At 73.9% G+C, this 18,344-nt stretch carries 14 protein-coding genes and 2 pseudogenes; 12 read left to right on the top strand and 4 right to left on the bottom strand.

Going from position 1 to position 18,344, the window contains the following annotated elements; translation table 11 throughout:
• Positions 1-103: 103 nt before the first annotated feature.
• A complete protein-coding gene (locus tag ACIA3K_RS25570; protein WP_357395295.1) occupies positions 104-523 on the bottom strand; it encodes an HPF/RaiA family ribosome-associated protein in 420 nt (139 codons plus the stop codon).
• A 305-nt stretch (positions 524-828) separates the two neighbouring features.
• Here ACIA3K_RS25570 and ACIA3K_RS25565 point away from each other — a divergent pair, with 305 nt between their 5' ends.
• From ACIA3K_RS25565 to ACIA3K_RS25555, 3 genes and pseudogenes are all read left to right on the top strand, one after another.
• Positions 829-1,545: a single-stranded DNA-binding protein gene (locus tag ACIA3K_RS25565; protein WP_396804215.1), complete on the top strand. Its 717-nt coding sequence runs from the start codon at positions 829-831 to the stop codon at positions 1,543-1,545.
• Between the two features lie 218 nt (positions 1,546-1,763).
• Positions 1,764-2,738: pseudogene (locus ACIA3K_RS25560) on the top strand (cobalamin biosynthesis protein); the annotation flags it as partial.
• A gap of 203 nt (positions 2,739-2,941) precedes the next feature.
• Positions 2,942-4,483, top strand: coding sequence for a cobyric acid synthase (locus tag ACIA3K_RS25555; protein WP_396804214.1), 1,542 nt, complete (start codon positions 2,942-2,944; stop codon positions 4,481-4,483).
• Positions 4,484-4,615: 132 nt separating this feature from the next.
• Here the strand turns inward: ACIA3K_RS25555 and ACIA3K_RS25550 are convergent, their stop codons facing one another.
• Positions 4,616-5,017: a rhodanese-like domain-containing protein gene (locus ACIA3K_RS25550; protein WP_396804305.1), complete on the bottom strand. Its 402-nt coding sequence runs from the start codon at positions 5,015-5,017 to the stop codon at positions 4,616-4,618.
• Positions 5,018-5,407: 390 nt separating this feature from the next.
• Between ACIA3K_RS25550 and ACIA3K_RS25545 the strand changes: the two are divergent.
• The 4 genes and pseudogenes from ACIA3K_RS25545 to ACIA3K_RS25530 all read left to right on the top strand — a co-directional run.
• A pseudogene (locus tag ACIA3K_RS25545) lies at positions 5,408-6,111 on the top strand (uridine kinase); the annotation flags it as partial.
• Complete coding sequence (locus ACIA3K_RS25540) at positions 6,101-7,444, top strand: dipeptidase (RefSeq protein WP_396804304.1); 1,344 nt, start codon at positions 6,101-6,103, stop codon at positions 7,442-7,444. The pseudogene ACIA3K_RS25545 and the gene ACIA3K_RS25540, both read left to right, overlap by 11 nt.
• Positions 7,445-7,515: 71 nt before the next feature.
• Complete coding sequence (locus ACIA3K_RS25535) at positions 7,516-7,722, top strand: hypothetical protein (RefSeq protein WP_030333429.1); 207 nt, start codon at positions 7,516-7,518, stop codon at positions 7,720-7,722.
• A 110-nt stretch (positions 7,723-7,832) separates the two neighbouring features.
• Positions 7,833-9,425, top strand: a complete 1,593-nt coding sequence (locus ACIA3K_RS25530) for an ATP-dependent DNA ligase (RefSeq protein ID WP_396804213.1) — start codon at positions 7,833-7,835, stop codon at positions 9,423-9,425.
• Between the two features lie 54 nt (positions 9,426-9,479).
• Here ACIA3K_RS25530 and ACIA3K_RS25525 read toward each other — a convergent pair whose 3' ends face one another.
• Entirely contained in the window at positions 9,480-10,301 is an 822-nt protein-coding gene (locus ACIA3K_RS25525) for an SURF1 family protein (protein WP_396804212.1), read from the bottom strand.
• A gap of 173 nt (positions 10,302-10,474) precedes the next feature.
• On the opposite strand from ACIA3K_RS25525, the gene ACIA3K_RS25520 reads away from it, so the two are divergent.
• Together ACIA3K_RS25520 and ACIA3K_RS25515 are read left to right on the top strand one after the other, a co-directional pair.
• The gene (locus tag ACIA3K_RS25520) at positions 10,475-11,872 is read left to right on the top strand and encodes a cobyrinate a,c-diamide synthase (RefSeq protein ID WP_396804211.1); all 1,398 of its coding nucleotides are present in this window, start codon (positions 10,475-10,477) and stop codon (positions 11,870-11,872) included.
• Positions 11,869-12,438: a GNAT family N-acetyltransferase gene (locus tag ACIA3K_RS25515; protein ID WP_396804210.1), complete on the top strand. Its 570-nt coding sequence runs from the start codon at positions 11,869-11,871 to the stop codon at positions 12,436-12,438. Before ACIA3K_RS25520 ends, ACIA3K_RS25515 begins: the two co-directional genes overlap by 4 nt.
• 27 nt (positions 12,439-12,465) lie before the next feature.
• On the opposite strand, the gene ACIA3K_RS25510 is transcribed toward ACIA3K_RS25515, so the two are convergent.
• Entirely contained in the window at positions 12,466-14,598 is a 2,133-nt protein-coding gene (locus ACIA3K_RS25510) for a transglycosylase domain-containing protein (RefSeq protein ID WP_396804209.1), read from the bottom strand.
• Between the two features lie 122 nt (positions 14,599-14,720).
• On the opposite strand from ACIA3K_RS25510, the gene cobC reads away from it, so the two are divergent.
• Genes cobC through cobA form a run of 3 tightly spaced genes read left to right on the top strand, consistent with a single transcriptional unit; the run spans position 14,721 to position 18,167 of the window.
• Positions 14,721-15,803 carry an Rv2231c family pyridoxal phosphate-dependent protein CobC gene (cobC, locus tag ACIA3K_RS25505; protein ID WP_396804303.1) on the top strand — a complete coding sequence of 361 codons (1,083 nt, stop codon included), beginning with the start codon at positions 14,721-14,723 and terminating at the stop codon, positions 15,801-15,803.
• Positions 15,803-16,888: a nicotinate-nucleotide--dimethylbenzimidazole phosphoribosyltransferase gene (gene cobT / locus ACIA3K_RS25500; RefSeq protein ID WP_396804302.1), complete on the top strand. Its 1,086-nt coding sequence runs from the start codon at positions 15,803-15,805 to the stop codon at positions 16,886-16,888. The genes cobC and cobT overlap by 1 nt, the downstream gene beginning before the upstream one ends.
• A gap of 31 nt (positions 16,889-16,919) precedes the next feature.
• Positions 16,920-18,167, top strand: coding sequence for a uroporphyrinogen-III C-methyltransferase (cobA, locus tag ACIA3K_RS25495; RefSeq protein ID WP_396804208.1), 1,248 nt, complete (start codon positions 16,920-16,922; stop codon positions 18,165-18,167).
• Positions 18,168-18,344 lie beyond the last annotated feature (177 nt).

The following is an 18,344-nucleotide window of genomic DNA, read 5'->3' as shown; positions in this document are numbered from 1 at the left end:
GGCATAACTACTGAAAAGCCGCATATTGGCGTACGAAAGTGCAAGATCGCGGGCGGGCCGGGCGCGTAGGGCGCGTCGGGCGGGCCGGGCGGGGGTGGGTGGATCAGGCTGTTTCCGCGTCGGCGCGGGCCGGGTCCTCGTCGATCGGGTCGATCTCGCCCTGGGGCTGCGGGATGTCGCGCAGGTGCTTGTTGTTGCGCGGCTCCTGCTTGGTCTTGGCGTCGTTGAGCTTGCGACGCAGGTCGTCGCGGACGTCGTTGAGGGCGGCGTGCAGGTCCTCCTCGGTGGAGGTGGTGACGATCTTCTGCCGGCCGGCGATCCAGCACTCCAGCGTGACCTTCTGGCCCCGTGCCTCCCGGTCCTTCACCGACACCTCAAGCTCGGTGGCGTCGGCGTGGAAACCGGCCAGCCGGGCGTCGAGGGTGGCGAACTGCTCGGCGATCCAGTTGCGGTCGCCCTGCGAGAACCCCGCGCCGACCCGCAGGCACTCGCCCACGGTCGCCGGGTTCGCCACGGCGCTCATCGCCGCACCTCGGAAACGGTCGCGGAGCCGAAAGTAGTGATCGTCATGGTGCTGACCTCTCGTCGACGTGGAGCTTGTCGGTGGTGCGTTGATCAAATCCATACCCAGTTCGGTCGGATCCGGAACCGCCCTTGGCCGTTCGGGTGGGTCGGCCGTACCACAACAGGGGCTTGATCAGGGCGTTGTCCACAGGTGGCCCGCTGTCCACAGGTCCGGGTGGCGGCGCTGGCGGTGGTCGTCGACATCGCACAGGCTCGATGCCGAGTCGACTCGAGCTGGCACACCCCCGATCCCCTGGAGGGACGATGTTCGACACGTACGTCACGATTGTCGGCAATATTCTGACGGCGCCCGAATGGCGTCGGACCAAGGAGAGCAACACGCTGGTCGCCAATTTCAAGGTCGCCTCCACCGCACGCCGCCTCGACCGCGACAGCGGCCGTTGGGTCGACGGGAATTCGCTGCGCGTCCGCGTCAACTGCTGGCGCAAGCTCGCCGAGGGCGTCGCCGCGTCGGTGATGGTCGGCGACCCGGTGGTGGTCTGCGGTCGGCTCTACACCCGCGACTGGATCGACGAGGCCGGCACCCACCGCACCCTCTACGAGCTGGAGGCGGTCGCCGTCGGCCACGACCTGTCCCGGGGGCGCGCCCGCTTCCTGCGGAACCGACCGACCATGACCACCAGCATCGTCGAGGACGCCGCCACCGAGAGCCGCGTGCACGGCGAGCCCACCGAGCCGGTACCCGCCGGGGAGGCCCCCGCGCTGCCCGACCACGGCCCGCTCGACGACGACTTCGAGCTGCCCGAGTACGCCTCGCCGCGTACCAGCCCGCTGGGCCACGGCCCGCTCGACGTCGCTTTGGACGACGACGGGCTCACACTCGCGGCGACGGCGGACGACGCCGACCCGGAGGACGACCCCGACGACGAGTTGGGGCCGGTGCCCGACGAGGGCCAGCCGGATGTCCCGTCGTCCGGTCGGGGCCGGCGGGGCCGAGGCCGGGTGCCGCAGCCGGCATGAGTGTCCGGTCCCGAGGCGGCAGCGCGGCCGCCTGAGGCCGACGGCGTACGCGCCGGGGGCACGACGGGGGCGGGGTGGCGGCGCGGCTCGCGTCGTCACCCCGCGTGAGCAGAGCGGGTGGAGGAGAGTTCGGTGGAGTACGGCAGGCGCGGCTGGCTCATGCGGTGCTCGTCTAGGCTGGCCGGCCGGGGGTGGTGAGCGTGCGACGGACAGCACCGGTGGCGAACGCGGTGGGCCTGGTGGCTGGTTACGCCCTGGACCGGTTGCTCGGCGACCCCCGCCGGTGGCACCCGGTCGCCGGGTTCGGCCAGGTGGCCGGCGCTCTGGAGCGTCGCCTGCACCGCCCGGACCGGACCGCCGGGGCGGCGTTCACGGCACTGGCGGTCGGCGGGCCCGTGGCGCTCGGGGTTGCCGCCACGCTGGCCACCCGACACCGGCCGGTGAGCCGCGCGGTCCTCGTCGCCGTCGGCACCTGGACCGTGCTGGGCGGCCGCACCCTGCGACGCGAGGCCGCGATCATGGGTCGGACGTTGCGCGACGGCGACCTGCCCGCCGCCCGGGAACGCCTCGGCAACCTCTGCGGCCGGGACCCGTCAACCCTGGACGAGTCGGAGTTGGCCCGCGCCACCGTCGAGTCGGTCGCGGAGAACACCTCCGACGCGGTGGTCGCCCCGCTGCTCTGGGGTGCGGTCGCCGGCCTGCCCGGGCTGCTGGGTTACCGCGCCGCGAACACCCTGGACGCGATGGTCGGGCACCGGTCGGAGCGCTACGCGCGGTTCGGCACTCCGTCCGCCCGGCTCGACGACCTGCTCAACCTCGTGCCGTCCCGGCTGACCGGGCTCCTCACCATCGCCGTCGCTCCGGTGGCGCACGGCGACCGGGAGCGCGCATGGCGGGTGTGGCGGCGGGACCGCAACGACCACCCGAGCCCCAACGCCGGCCAGTGCGAGGCGGCGATGGCCGGCGCGCTCGGCGTCCGCCTCGGTGGCCGCAACAGGTACTTCGGGCGCTCCGAGGTCCGCCCGTTCCTGGGCGACGGCCCCCGTCCCGAGGCGCGGCACCTCAAGCGGGCCGCGCGTATCTCCGGCGCTGTCGGCCTGGCCGCCCTCGGGCTGGCCGCCGCCTACCCGCTGACCGTCGGTCGCCTCACCGGAGCGGTCGCGCGGCGGGGCGTGCGAGCGGTGACCGGGCGGGGTGCCGGCCCTGTGCCGGCCGAGAAGGCGGTTCAGCGCGGCGCGTGGACAGGCCGCTCGCTGCCCCTCGGGGCGGAGCGTGGCCGATGGGCAGGCCGCCCAGGGCCCGTCGGGGCGGAGCGTGGCCGATGGGCAGGCCGCCCAGGGCCCGTCGGGGCGGAGCGTGGCCGGATCGGCGGCGTCACGGGGCGGGGGAGCGGGCGGTGAGCGGCGGTCTGCTGGTCGCCGGCACCACCTCGGACGCCGGCAAGAGCGTGCTCACCGCCGGCATCTGCCGCTGGCTGCATCGGCGGGGCGTGAAGGTGGCGCCGTTCAAGGCGCAGAACATGTCGAACAACTCGGCCGTCGTGGTCGGTCCGGACGGGCGGGGTGGGGAGATCGGCCGCGCCCAGGCCATGCAGGCTGCGGCGTGCGGGCTCGCACCGGACCTGCGCTTCAACCCGGTGCTGCTCAAGCCGGGCAGTGACCTCGCCAGTCAGGTGGTGCTCCTCGGCGAAGCGGTCGACACGATCACCGCCGGCACCTTCCGGCAGTTGCGACCCCGGCTCGCCGAGACCGCGTACGCGGCGTTGGCCGAGTTGCGCGCCGCGTACGACGTGGTGATCTGCGAGGGCGCGGGCAGCCCGGCGGAGATCAACCTGCGGGCCGGGGACTACGTCAACATGGGGCTCGCCCGGCACGCCAACCTGCCCGCCATCGTGGTCGGCGACATCGACCGGGGCGGCGTCTTCGCGTCGATGTTCGGCACGGTGGCCCTGCTCGACCCGGCCGACCAGGCGCTCGTCGCCGGCTTCGTGATCAACAAGTTCCGGGGGGACCTCGGCCTGCTCCAGCCGGGGCTGAAGATGCTGCGTCACGTGACCGGCCGTCCCACGTACGGGGTGCTGCCGTGGTCGCTCGACCTGTGGCTGGACGCGGAGGACTCCCTCGCCTACGGCCGGGTACTCGGCCGTCCCGCCGCCCCACACGGCACCGAATGGCTGGATGTGGCCGTCGTCCGGCTGCCCCGCATCAGCAACGCCACCGACGTGGAGGCGCTCGCCACCGAGCCGGGTGTCCGCGTGCGTCTCACCGTCGAGCCGGCCGAACTGGCCTCCGCCGATGTGATCGTCCTACCCGGCTCGAAGTCGACCGTCGCGGACCTGGCCTGGCTACGCGAGACCGGTCTCGCCGAGGCGGTCGTCGCCCACGCGGCAGCCGGCAAGCCGCTGCTCGGCCTCTGCGGCGGGTTCCAGATGCTCGGCCGAGCCATCCACGACCGGGTCGAGAGCCGGCAGGGCAGCGTACCCGGGCTCGGTCTGCTGCCCATCGAGATCACCTTCGATCCCCGCAAGACCGTCCGGCAGTCGGTGGGCGCTGGCCCCGGCGACGTGACGGTCCGCGGCTACGAGATCCACCACGGGTACGTCTCGCAGTCCGACCCGGACCTGACCCCGCTGCTGACCGGGGCCGACGGCGCGGGCGAGGGAGCGGTGCTCGGCCCGGTGCACGGTACGCACTGGCACGGGGCGTTCGAGTCCGACGGTTTCCGCCGCTGGTTCCTCACCGAGGCGGCGCGGCTGGCCGGGCGTACCGGCTTCCGGGTCGCTCCGGCCACCAGCTTCGCCGCCGCCCGGGAACGCTCGCTCGACCTGCTCGGCGACCTCGTCGAGGAGCACCTCGACACCGATGCCCTCTGGCGACTCATCGAGACCGGCGCACCCGAGACTCTCCCCTTCATCCCGCCCGGCGCCCCGCCCACCTGAACGCCACCCCCGCGACGGACCACCGACTCCGGCGTCGATCATGGAGTCGTGGTGCCTGATATGTCGCTGATAGTCCCCTCCGTCCGGCACCACAACTCCATGATCGGCGGGGTGCGGTAGCGGGTGGGCGGGTCAGAGGCGGATGTCGGCGGGGCGGTCGCTGGTCGGTAGGCCGGCGGCCAGCCACGCGTCGACGCCGCCGATCATGTCGGTGGCCCGGCGCAGCCCGAGGGTCTGGAGGCTGGCGGCGGCCAGGCTCGAGCTGTAGCCCTGGCGGCACACCACGATGATCTCCCGGTCGTACGCGGTGGCCTCCGGGATGCGCCAGGCGCTGGCCGGATCGAGCCGCCACTCCAGCACCGTGCGGTCGATGACCACCGCCCCGGGAAGGTCACCCTGTTCGCGGCGCTGCGTGTCGGTACGGGTGTCGACAAGCAGAGCGCCACCGCGGACCGCCTCGACGGTCTGCTGTGGAGTAAGTCGGTGCAGCCCGGCGCGGGCCTGTTCGAGCAGGGCGTCGATGCCGGGGCTCATCACGTCTCGGAGCACCACCCGATCATGCCGACTCGGCTACCGGCTCGCGCGGCGAACGGACCGCCCGTCACCCCTCGCCACCCCAATTCCCCCGGACGTGAGAATGGCCGCCCCAACAGGCTCAGCCAGACGTGTCACACGGCCGAGACCGGCGTGATCGACACCGGTTTCCGTGACGTCGGGGTGTCGTGGCCGGCGGGACAGGGCGACATCCGTGAAAGCGAGTTGATCAAGGCTGGCCCGGCGAGCGTGGACTAGCGGCATACTGCGGTCGTGCACGGACTCGTCGCCAGGGGGCCGCTCGGCCGCAAGGGGCCGCCGCTGCGTGAGCCCGGCACCCTTCGACACCGGTACGACGCCGACGGGCCGACCGAGGATTCCGCCGCGCAGGTGGTACCGGTGGCAGTCGTCGAGGCGTACGCCGAGGTGGCGCGCCGGGTGCTCGCGGGCCCGGCGCGGTTGGGGCGGACCCGGCTGGTCGCCGTCGACGGGCCGAGTGGCGCGGGCAAGAGCCGGTTCGCGGCGCACCTCGCGGACGCCCTGGCGGCACTGCCCGGCGGGCGGCCGCCCGTGGTGCACACCGACGACCTGCTCGACGGCTGGGACGACCAGTTGACCTTCTGGCCCCGGCTCGACGGCGAGGTGCTGGCCCGGCTGCGCCGGGGTGAGCCGGGCGCGTACCGGCGGTACAGCTGGGTACGGCGGTCGTTCCTGCCCCGCCCGGTGCCGGTGCCGGTGACGCCGGTGCTGATCGTGGAGGGGGTCAGCGCCGCGCGTGCCGTCGTCCGGCCGGAGCTGGCTCTCGCCGTCTTCGTGACCGTGCCCGCGGCGCTGCGGCTGGCCCGCGCGGTCGAACGGGACGGGTCGGAGATCCTGCCGGAGCTGCGCCGATGGCATGTCGGTGAGCGGGCGCACTTCGTCGCCGACGACACCTGCGCGCACGCGGACCTGGTGGTCGACGGCGCGCCGACGCTGCCGCTCGACGCGTCGCGCTACTTCGTGCGGGTCCCCACGGCGGGTACGGGCTCCGCCGGCCGGCCCGGGTAAGGCCGGCATACGATGCCGGTCATGACCTCACCGATCATGTCCGAGTCCGAGGTGCGGGCCGCCGTCGAGCGGGAGATGCCCGGCGTCCGGGCCGACCTCGAACGCCTCGTCCGCATCCCCGGCATCGCCTTCGACGGCTTCGACCACTCGCACGTCGAGCGTTCCGCCGAGGCGGTCGCCGAGTTGCTCCGCGGCTGCGGCCTGGACGTCGACATCGTGCGTTCCGGCGGGCAGCCCGCCGTGATCGGCCGGCGCGCGGCCCCGCCCGGCGCGCCCACCGTGCTGCTCTACGCCCACCACGACGTGCAGCCCGTCGGCGACCGGTCGCTGTGGGAGTCCGACCCGTTCGAGCCGGTGGAGCGCGACGGCCGCCTGTACGCCAGAGGCGCGGCCGACGACAAGGCCGGCATCATGGCGCACGTCGCGGCCCTGCGGGCGTACGGGGACGCGCTGCCGGTCGGGGTGGTGCTGTTCATCGAGGGCGAGGAGGAGTTCGGCTCCGACTCGTTGGAGCGGCTGCTCGTCGAGCACCGCGACGAGATCGCCTCGGACGTCATCGTGATCGCCGACTCGGGCAACTGGGACATCGGCGTGCCGGCGCTGACCACCTCGCTGCGCGGCATCGTCAACTGTTTCGTCGAGGTACGCACGCTGGACCACGCCGTGCACAGCGGCATGTTCGGCGGCGCCGTCCCGGACGCGCTGACCGCGCTGGTCCGGCTGCTGGCGACCCTGCACGACGACGCCGGTGACGTGGCGGTGGACGGCCTGGTGAGTCGCGAGGGCGCGACCGTCGACTACCCGGAGGACCGGGTGCGCGTCGAGGCCGGACTGGCCGAGGGTGTGCAGTTCATCGGCACCGGTCGGATCACCGACCGGATCTGGACCAAGCCGGCGGTGGCCGTGCTCGGTATCGACGCTCCGGCCACCGGTGAGGCGCCGAACGCCCTGGTGCCGGCCGCGAAGGCCAAGCTCAGCGTCCGCCTCGCTCCGGGCGACGATCCCAAGCGGGCGTACGCGGCGGTGCGCGACCACCTGGAGAAGCACGCGCCGTGGGGCGCGCAGGTGACGGTCACCATCGAGCACGACGGCGACCCGTGCGTGATCGACGCGTCCGGGCCGATGTTCGACGCCGCCCGCTCGGCGTTCCAGGAAGCCTGGGACGGCACCGAGCCGGTGGACATCGGCATCGGCGGTTCGATCCCGTTCATCGCCACGTTCCAGGGGATGTTCCCGCAGGCGGCGATCCTGGTGACCGGCGTGGAGGACCCGCACGCCCGCGCGCACGGTCCGAACGAGAGCCTGCACCTCGGCGAGTTCGCCAAGGTCTGCCTCGCCGAGGCGCTGCTGCTGGGCAAGGTGGCCGCCGCAGCGGCGTGATAACGGCAAGTTTGCGCCTGAACTGCGCGTTTACGGCGTGTCGTCGATGGGATTGTTATAGGGTTTCGAACATGAGTACGAACGAGGTGATGGCCCGGTTGGGGGCCGCCGTCAGCGCACTGGGGGACGTCGACGTCTCCGCGTGGTCCGAGGACACGCTCAACGAACAGCTCGGTGAGCTCTCCGCCGCCCTGGTCGCCCTCGACTCGGTGCTCTCCCGAGTGGCCGGTGAGGTCCGCGCCCGGGGGCTGCGCATCGAGGAGCCCGTCTCCGCCTGATTCCCGCCGCCCCTTGAGTGCCTTGAGGAACAGGGCCAGTGGGCTGCGGCACCGCGCCGACACCGCCCGGGCACGGCAATGCCCGGGCGGTGTCGGAGGTGACTGGCAGGATGAGCTTCGTGCGGTTCATCGACCTGGCGGCCACCTCCGCCGCCGTGGGCGCCACCAGCGGCCGACGGGCCAAGGTGGAGCTGCTCGCCGACGCCCTGCGCCGGCTCGACCCGGCCGAGGTGGAGCCCGGCGCCAGCTATCTCGCCGGTGAGCTGCGGCAACGCCAGACCGGCGTGGGCTACGCGAGCCTGCGTGACCTGCCCGCGCCGGCCGGCGAGCCGACGCTGACCGTGGCCGCTGTCGACGCGGCCATCGCCCAGATCGCCGCCGTGCACGGCTCGGGGGCGCAGGCCCGCCGCCGCGCTCTGCTCGGCGCCCTCTACGCGGCGGCCACCGCCGACGAGCAACGGCTGCTGACCGGCCTGTTCGGCGGTGAACTGCGCCAGGGCGCGCAGGCCGGGCTGCTCGCCGATGCCGTGGCCCGGGCCGCCGAGGTGCCGGTCGCCACCGTCCGCCGTGCCCTGCTGCTCGCCGGTGACCTGCGCGCCGTGGCGGTGGCCGCGCTGCGCGGAGGGGCGGCAGAGCTGGCCGGTTTCGGCCTGCGGGTCGGCCGGCCGCTCGCGCCGATGCTCGCCCAGAGCGCACCCTCGGTCGACGAGGCGCTGGCCGCGACCGGCACGCCGGCCGTGGTCGACGTGAAGCTCGACGGCATCCGCATCCAGGTGCACCGCTCCGGCGCCGACATCGCCGTGTTCACCCGCAGCCTCGACGAGATCACCAGCCGGGTGCCCGAGGTCGTCGCGGCGGTTCGCGCCCTGCCCGGCCGGGAGTTGGTGCTCGACGGCGAGGCGATCGGTCTGGACGAGACGGGCCGCCCGCTGCCGTTCCAGCAGACCTCCAGCCGGGCCGCCCGGCGCACCACACCGAGCACCACCGGCCGTACGCCGGTCGCCCCGGCGGTGCTCGCGGCCGCCGCCAGCACCGGAACGACGGTGCTCACCCCGTACTTCTTCGACCTGCTGCACCTCGACGGTGAGGATCTGATCGACCTGCCCGGCCGCGAGCGGTGGGCCGCGCTCGCCGGCGCGGTGGACGCGTCGCTGCTGGTCGGTCGGATGGAGGTCGACGGTCCGGAGCAGGCCGGCGCGGCGTTCGCCGCCGCCCTCGACGCGGGCCAGGAGGGCGTGGTCGTCAAGGCGCCGGACGCCCCCTACGACGCCGGCCGTCGTGGGGCGGCCTGGGTCAAGGTCAAACCCCGACACACCCTCGACCTGGTCGTGCTCGCCGTGGAGTGGGGCAGCGGCCGGCGCAAGGGCTGGCTCTCCAACCTGCACCTCGGCGCCCGTGACCCGCGCACCGGTGACTTCGTGATGCTCGGCAAGACGTTCAAGGGGCTCACCGACGAACTGCTGCGGTGGCAGACCGAGCGGTTCCTCGGCCTCGCCGTCGAGCGCGGCGACTGGGTGGTCCGGGTACGCCCCGAGCAGGTCGTGGAGATCGCGTTCGACGGGGTGCAGACGAGCACCCGCTATCCCGGTGGAATGGCGCTGCGGTTCGCCCGGGTGGTGCGCTACCGGGACGACAAGTCCGCCGCCGAGGCCGACACCATCGACGCCGTCCGCGCCATCCACGCGGGCCGGGCCACCGGCTGACGCCGGTCGAGATCAGCCCATCGGCTGACGCCGGTCGAGGCTGTCAGGGCGGGGTCAGGCGGAGGCGCTGGGCGTCGGCTCGGCCGCCCGGTCCCGCGGGGACTGCGCCCCGTCGAGGCCGGCGGCCCGGCGTGCCTCGCGGCGGGCCACCCAGCCATAGCCGAAGATCGCCATCGCGGCGAACAGCCACCACTGCACGACGTAGCCGAAGTTCTGCCAGTTGTTGGTGTGCCCGACCGGAACGGCCTTGAACGCCGGGTCGGCGGCCGGGGTCTGCTCGTCCAGCAGCAGGTAGCCGCCGTAGACCGGGTAGGGCAGCTCGCGGGCCAGCCGCGGTACGGCGATGCGGCGCGTCTCCAGCCGTCCGTCGCGGCGGTCCACCGCGCCGGCGCCGCTCTCGGTCTCGTGCACCCGGCCGTTGACCGTGACGTCGCCGCCAGGCGGGGTGGGCACCGCCGGCTGGGCGGTCGCGCCGCCCGGCGCGGGCGGGATCCAGCCCCGGTCCACCAGCAGCGCGGTGCCGTCGGCGAGCACGAGCGGGGTGAGCACCTCGAAGCCCACCCGGCTGTCGACCGTCCGGCCCCGGACCAGGACGGTGTTCGACGTGTCGTACCGGCCGGTGGCGGTGACGCGGGTCCAGACCCGGTCCTTCGCGGGAGCCGGACCTGCGGTGCCGGGGCCACCGGCCGGCGGGCGGAACGCGTCGGCCAGGGGCGCCGGGGCCATCCGCTCGCCCGCGTCGATCCGCTCGTTGATCTCGGTACGACCTCGGTAGCGGTCCAGCTGCCAGTTGCCGAGCCACACCATGACGGCGGCGGCGACCAGCGTCAGCGCGAGGGCGCCCAACCAGCGTGGGCTCAGCAGGAACCGGTACACGGCACCGAGGCTACCCGTATGACCGGGGCCACTCACCGCGACCGGGCCGGGACGGTCCGCCGACCCCCGGTTGGCGGTGCTCGCCCGTCGGTGCGGGCGAGTATCGTCACGCCGACGGATCGACCCCCTCGGTTGTCCGTCGCGTACCCGCCGCCGCCCGCGAGGAGTCGATGATGACCGTCGTGCCGCGCCTGGTGCTCAGCGCGCCGTCCTCCGGGCACGGAAAGAACGCGCTGGCGATCGGGCTGCTCGCCGCCCTGGCCGAGCGGGGTGTCGACGTCGCCGGGTTCAAGCTCGGCCCGGACCACGTCGACGCCGCGTACCTCGGTCTCGCCGCCCGCCGACCGGGCCGGGTGATCGATCCCCGGCTGGTCGGCGTCGACCGGCTCGCCCCGCTGGTCGCGCACGGCGCCGCCGGTGCCGGTCTCGCGGTCGTGCAGGGCAGCATGGGCCTGTACGACTCGGTGGGCGGCCGGCCCGAGCAGGAGTCCACGGCCGCCGCCGCGGCGGCGCTGCGCAGCCCGGTGGTGCTGGTGGTCGACGTGGCCGCGATGGGTCAGTCGGTGGCCGCGCTGGTGCACGGTTTCCGCTCGTACGACGAGCAGTTGTGGTTGGGCGGGGTGATCCTCAACCGGGTGGCGTCGTCGCGGCACGAGAGCATGCTCCGCGAGGCGTTGGACGACGTGGGCGTGCCCGTCTACGGCGCGCTGCGCCGCCAGGACCTGCCGGCCGTGCTGCCGTCCCGCCGGCACGGGGTCGCGCCGGTCGTCGACTCCTCGGCCGACGCCGTCCGCGCGGTGCGTCGCCTGGGTGAGGCCGTCGCCGCGACCGTCGACCTGGAACGACTGCTCGGGCTGGCCCGTTCCGCACCGCCCCTGCCGGCGGTGGCCTGGTCGCCGGGGGACGCGCTCGGTGAGCTGGTCGTGCCGGCGCAGCGTCCGCTGGTCGCGGTGGCGGGCGGTCCGGGTGGCAGCTTCAGCCACCCGGAGACCGCGGAGTTGCTGACGGCGGCCGGGGCAGAGGTGGTCACGGTCGATCCGCTGCGCGACGAGGCGTTGCCCGTCGGCACCCGGGCGCTGGTCGTCGGGGGAGGGCTGCCCGAGGCGTACGCCGAGCAGCTGTCGGCCAACCGTCGGCTCTGCATCGCGGTGGCCGAGTTGGCGCGTACCGGCCGGCCGGTGGTCGCCGAGGGCGCCGGTCTGCTCTGGCTGGCCCGGGAGCTGGACGGGCTGCCGATGTGCGGTGTGCTGGACGCGGTGGGCGCGAGCCGCGACGGTCTGGTGGTGGGCTACCGGGAGGCGACCGCCGGGACCGACAGCGTGGTCGCCGCGAGCGGCACGGTGGTCGTCGGGCACAAGGAGCACCGGGCGGTGCTCACCCCGCGCGCCGGTCAGCGGCCGGCGTGGAGCTGGGACGGCGGCACGCCGGAGGGGTTCGTCTGGCGCAACGTGCACGCCTCGCAGCTCACCCTGCACTGGGCCGGTCATCCGGCGACCGCCGCCCGGGTGGTGGCCGCGGCGGTGGGCGAGCCAGCAGCCGAGGCGGTGTCACCGCCGGTGGTGCCGGCGTGATCGGTGAGTTGGCGGTCCGCCGGTTTCCGGCGTTGACCGTCTCCACCCCGCGAACGGAGGTGCGCCGGCTCACCGCGGCCGACGCGGCGGCGGCCGGCGAGATCTTCGCCGACAAGCTGACCCGGCGTTGGCTGCCGTTGCCCGGAGACTCCGGCCCGATCGACGGGCACGCCTGGTGCACCGACCTGGCCCGGCAGCGACGCGACAGCGGCGAGGGCGACCACTACGCGGTGATCCGCCGGGAGGACGACCAGGTGGTCGGCTCCCTCTGGACCCGGCGTACCGACTGGGGCGCCCGCCTCACCGAGGTCTCCTACGCGATGGCCCCCCACGCCCGGGGCTTCGGCCTGGCCGCCGAGGCCGTGGACGCGGTGGCCATCGCGTTGATCCTGGAGCACGGTTTCCAGCGGGTCGAGCTGCGGGTCGCTCCCGGCAACCTGGCGTCCCGTCGGGTCGCCGAGAAGGCCGGCTTCACCTACGAGGGCCTGTTGCGCAACGCCGGCTTCGTCGGCGGTGGCCGGGTCGACCTCGAAGTCTGGTCGTTCGTGGCGGCGGACCTGCGCTGATCCCCGCCGTCAGGCAGGCCCACGTCGTCACCCGACGATGGCGTCCGAGGGCGGCGTGAACTGGCGGGTCGGTGTGCCCTTGAGGCCGTCGCGCAGGGTTTGTGCCACCGCCGCGATGGGGATCTGGGACTGCCCGTCACCGACCGCGTTGAACGGATTGTCCGGGTCGGAGATGAAGCTCGCCGCGGCCAGTTCCGGTGTGAACCCGACGAACCAGGCGGACCGGGTGCTGTCGGTGGTACCCGTCTTGCCGGCGACCGGGCGGCCGACCGTACCCCGGACGCTGTCGGCCGTCGACCAGCCGCCGCAGCCCCCACGTGCCGGGGTGTCCCCGGTCGGGCAGCGGGCGGCGTCGGTGGCCGCGCGGGCGGCGTCGGCGCTGACCACCTGGCGGCAGCGGGGCTTCGCCACCTCCCGCTGGATGCCGCCCGGCGTGGTGTACGTGGCCGGCGTGCCGTCCCGGTTCATGATCGCCTGCACGGGTATCGCCTCGCAGTAGCGGCCGTCGGCCGCGATGGCCGCGTAGGCGTTCGCCATCTCCAGCGGGGTGGCGTCGGAGACGCCGAGGGTGAACGCGCCCCACTTGTTGGCCTTGCCCGGTGACGCCTGCTCCCGGTCGACGTCGGTGCGCCAGCGCAGGCCGAGCTGTTCGGCGAGCCGGACCGCCTTCTCCGCGCCCACCTTCTCCTCCAGCCACACGAAGTACGTGTTGACGGACTTGCCGAAGCCCGACCACATGGTCTGCTGGCCGGTCATCGCGCCGCTGGCGTTCGACGGCGCCCAGCCGTCGTAGACGGACGACTTGTAGCGGTACGGGGCGTTGAACGAGGTGGACAACGTCATCCCCGAGTCCAGCGCGGCCAGCATCGGGAACATCTTGAACGTCGATCCGGCCTGGTAGCCGGGCAGGTCCCCACCGCCGAGCAGCGGCGCCACCGTGTTCGGGTAGTTGGCCTTGACCTTCGGCCCGGCCTCGGGATTGGAGCTGGGTGGATTGTCGGCCAGATCCAGGGAGTAGTTCCGGTTGACCGCCATCGCCTTGACCCGCCCGGTGCCCGGCTCGGAGACCACGATGCCGTTGGCGAAGGGGCTGCCGGTGCCCTCCTTCGCGCCGACGTTCTTCTCGGCCGCCTCCTGGACCTTCTGGTCGAGGCTGAGCACGATCCGGTAGCCGCCCCGGCGCAGCTTGTCCATCCGTTCGAGCGGGTTGCTGCCGAACGCCGGTTGCGCGCTCCACCAGTTCTTCACGTAGTCGCAGGCGAAGCCCCAGCTCTGGTACTTCTCGATGATCGAGGCGCAGTCGCTCGGTGGGGTGGTGAGCTTCAGCCGGATCGGCTCGGACTTCGCGGCGGCGGCCGAGTCGGGGGACATGTAACCGAGCTGGCTCATCCGGTCCAGGACGTAGTTGCGCCGCCCGGTGGCCTCCTTCTGGTCGGAGTCGGCGGGGTCGTACTCGGAGGGGGACTTGACGAGCCCGGCGAGGGTGGCCGCCTCGACCGGGGTGAGGTCCTTCGGGGTCTTGGAGAAGAAGATCTCGCTGGCCGCGTAGATGCCGTACGCCCGGTGACCGAAGTACGCCGAGTTCAGGTAGCGCTCCATGATGTCTTCCTTGCTCATCTCCTTCTCCAGGTCCAGCGCCATGCGCATCTCCTTGACCTTGCGCAGGCTGGTCTGCTGGGTGGCCTCCTGGACCTCCTTCGGGGTGGTGGCGCTGTCCCGCAGGGCCATCCGGACGTACTGCATGGTCAGCGTCGACGCGCCCTGGGACACCCCGCTGGAGTGGGCGTTGGCCACGAAGGCGCGGGCCACGCCCTTCGGGTCGACGCCGTGGTGCTGGTAGAAGCGGGAGTCCTCGGCGGCGACGATCGCCTGCTGGATGTTCGGCGACATGTCCGACAGCTTCGTGTACTGCCGGTACTCCTCGTAGAACATGGTCAGCACGGTCTTGCCGTCCGGGGCGTACAGGTAGGAGGTCTCGGCGGGCAGGGCTTTGGTCAGCAGCCGGGTCTTCTGCTCCGTGGCGTGGGCGGTGGCCTTCGCGCCGAGCCCGGTGAGGGCGACCAGCGGGTAGGCGGCGGCAGCGATCACGATGCCGGCGATGAGTCCGGCGCGCAGAAGAGGAACGAAACGACCGGCGGCAGCAAGGGGTCGGTTGCTCACGTCGCAAAGTTATGACATTTCCGATTCGTACATGAGAAGAACTCATAAACCCGCGAGGTGGTGACATGGCTTACGTCGACATCGACTGTCCCGCCGGCCACCTTCCCGGCAGGATCGCGGACATGCGTGATCAGCCGTGGGGGGTGTCGCCGTTCGTCGACGCCGAGCCCGACCTGGCGCACCACGGCGACGCCGAGGCCAGCGCCGGGTTGGTCGACCTCGCCGTCAACGTCCGCCGGGCGCCGCTGCCGGCCTGGCTGGCCGAGCCGATCGCCGCCACCCTCACCGACCTGGCCCGCTATCCGGACCCGGCCCCGGCCCGCGCCGCCGTCGCCGCCCGGCACCGGCGTCACCCGGACGAGGTACTGCTCACCGCCGGGGCCGCCGAGGGTTTCGTGCTCATCGCCCAGGCGCTGCGCGGCGTGCGCCGGCCCGTGGTGGTGCACCCGCAGTTCACCGAGCCGGAGGCGGCGCTGCGGGCCGCCGGGCACACGGTCGAGCGGGTCCTGCTGGACCCCGCCGACGGCTTCCGCCTCGACGAATCCCTGGTGCCCGCCGACGCGGACCTGGTCATGATCGGCAACCCGACGAACCCCACATCGGTGCTGCACCCCGCGCGGACCATCGCCGCGCTCGCCCGTCCCGGCCGGGTGCTGGTCGTCGACGAGGCGTTCGCCGACACCACGGGCGGCGCGGACACCGGCGAACCGGAGTCGCTCGCCGAGCGGCGCGATCTGCCCGGGCTGCTCGTCGTGCGCAGCCTCACCAAGACCTGGGGCCTGGCCGGCCTGCGGATCGGCTACCTGCTCGGCGACGCGGCCCTGCTGTCCCGCCTGGCCGCCGTCCAGCCGCTCTGGGCCGTCTCCACGCCCGCGCTGGCCGCCGCCGAGGCCTGTGCCACGCCCGTCGCGGTCCAGGCCGAACGCGCGATCGCCGCCGAACTCGCCGCCGACCGCGACCACCTGGTCGCCCGCCTGTCCGACCTGCCGGGCGTACGCGTCGCCGGCCGCCCCGCGAGCGCGTTCGTCCTGCTGCGCCTGCCCGACGCGACCCGGGTACGAGCCACCCTGCGCGACCAGGGCTGGGCAGTGCGCCGGGGCGACACCTTCCCCGGGCTCGGCCCGGACTGGCTGCGGGTGGCGGTACGCGACCGAGACACCACCGACGCGTTCATCGCGGTGCTGCGCGAGATCATGGAGGCATGATGCTGGAGACCACGACGTCGGCGATCCGGCCCCCGGACGAGGCGGCGATGGCCGCCGCCCGCGAGCTGCACGGTCGGCTGACCAAGCCGGCGGGCTCGCTGGGCCTGCTGGAGAACCTGTCGGTACGCCTCGCCGGGCTGGCCGGGACCTGCCCGCCGCCGGTGCCCGAGCCCGCCGCCGTGGCGATCTTCGCCGGTGACCACGGGGTGCACGCCCAGGGAGTCACCCCGTGGCCGCAGGAGGTCACCGCGCAGATGATCGGCAACTTCCTGGCCGGTGGCGCGGTCGTCAACGCGTTCGCCCGGCAGGCCGGCGCGTCGGTCACCGTCGTCGACGTCGGGGTGGCCCACCCGCTGCCCGCGTCCACCGGCTCGGCCACGCCCGCGTCGGAGCTGGGCGCGCCGCGGCTGATCGACGCGTCCGTGCGCCGCGGTACCCGTGACCTGTCGGTGACCGCCGCGCTCACCCGGGACGAGGCGCTGGCGGCGGTCCTGACCGGCGTACGCGTCGCCGACGAGCTGATCGACGCCGGCGCCGGCATCCTGCTCACCGGGGACATGGGCATCGGCAACACCACCCCGGCCGCCGCGCTGATCGCCGCGTTCACCGGCGTCGACCCGCTCGACTCCACGGGTCGGGGCACCGGTGTGGACGATGCGACGTACGCCCACAAGGTGGCCGTGGTGCGGGCCGCGCTGGCCCGGCACACGCCCGACCCGGCCGACCCGCTGGGTGTCCTCGCCGCCGTCGGTGGCCTGGAGCACGCCGCCCTGGCCGGGCTGATCCTCGGTGCCGCCGCCCGTCGTACGCCGGTCCTGCTGGACGGGGTGATCGCGGTGTCCGCCGCGCTCGCCGCCGCCGCGTTCGCGCCGGACGCGGTCGCCGCCATGGTCGCCGGACACCGCTCGGCGGAGCCCGGCGCGACGGTGGCGTTGCGACACCTCGGCCTCGACCCGCTCATCGATCTGGGGCTGCGCCTCGGCGAAGGCACCGGTGCACTGCTGGCGCTGCCGGTGGTCACCGGCGCGGTCCGGGTGCTGCACGAGGTCGCCACGTTCGACTCGGCCGGCGTGGCCGAGAAGTGACCCCGTCCAACGAGCGGTCCGGTGGTGCCGGATGAGCGCAAACCCGTACCCCCTTGGTCTGCGGCTCGACGGACGGCGGGTGGTCGTGGTGGGTGGCGGGGCGGTCGCCACCCGGCGCGTGCCGGCGCTGCTGGACGCCGGCGCGGACGTCCTGCTGGTGGCACCGGAGCTGACCCCGGCGTTGCAGGCCCGGGTCGACGCGGCCCGGCTGCGCTGGGTGCCGCGCCGGTTCGTGCCCGAGGACCTGGACGGGGCCTGGCTGGTCCAGGTGGCGATCGACGATCCGATCGCGGCGGCCGCGGTCAGCGCCGTCGCGGACGAGCGGCGGATCTTCTGCGTACGCGCCGACGACCGGACGGCCGCCACCGCCTGGACTCCGGCGGTGACCCGGCAGGGCCCGGTCACCGTGGCGGTGCTCGGCGGTGGTGACCCTCGACGGGCGATGACCGTCCGCGACGCCATCCGCGACCTGCTCGCCGTGCGCCTGGCAGCGGGCGAGAGCGCCCCGCCGCAGAACCGGGCCGACGGCGCAACCGGGACGGACGGTGCGACCGGCGGACGGGTGGCTCTCGTCGGATCCGGGCCGGGTGACCCGGAACTGATCACCGTGAAGGGTTGGCGGCTGCTCGCCGAGGCGGACGTGGTGGTCGCCGACCGGCTGGTGCCCGGCCTGCTCCTGGACGAGCTGCGCCCCGACGTCGAGCTGGTGGACGCCTCGAAGATCCCCTACGGCCCGTCCCGGGCCCAGGAGGAGATCAACCAGATCCTGGTCGACCGGGCGCTGGCCGGCGCTGCCGTGGTGCGGCTCAAGGGTGGCGACCCGTACGTCTTCGGTCGGGGCGGTGAGGAGCTGCTGGCCTGCGCGGCGGCCGGTGTGCCGGTGACCGTCGTGCCGGGGGTGACCAGCTCGATCGCCGCGCCGGCCGCGGCCGGCATCCCGGTCACCCACCGCGGGGTGGCGCACGAGTTCACCGTGGTCTCCGGGCACGTCGCGCCCGACTCGCCGGCGTCGCTGGTCCGCTGGGACGCCCTCGCCGGTCTGCGCGGCACCCTGGTGATCCTGATGGGGCTCAAGAACCTCGCCGCCATCACCGAGACGTTGATCGCGCACGGCCGACCGCCGGGCACGCCGGCCGCCGTCGTCCAGGAGGCCACCACGGGCGCCCAGCGGGTGCTGCGGTCGACACTCGACGCGGTCGCCGCCGACGCGTCGGCAGCCGACCTCCGTCCACCAGCCGTCGTGGTGGTTGGCGACGTGGTGGGTGCGCTCGACGTCTGACGGGTGGCGCGGGCTACACCGGGCCCGCAGTGGCTCCGAGTCGTGCGGGGGCGCGCAGCGTGCCCCCGGATGTCTTCGGGCGCGCAGTGAGCTCCCGGGTGCTGCGGGCGAGGGAGACCGACTGGTCCGTGCGCGTCCTTTGCTCTGCTTCAACCGACGCAACACCGGGCGGCCGTT

This window comes from Micromonospora sp. NPDC051543 (genome assembly GCF_044454415.1).
Taxonomy (GTDB): Bacteria; Actinomycetota; Actinomycetes; order Mycobacteriales; family Micromonosporaceae; genus Micromonospora.
This window is presented reverse-complemented; position numbering and strand designations above follow the sequence as displayed.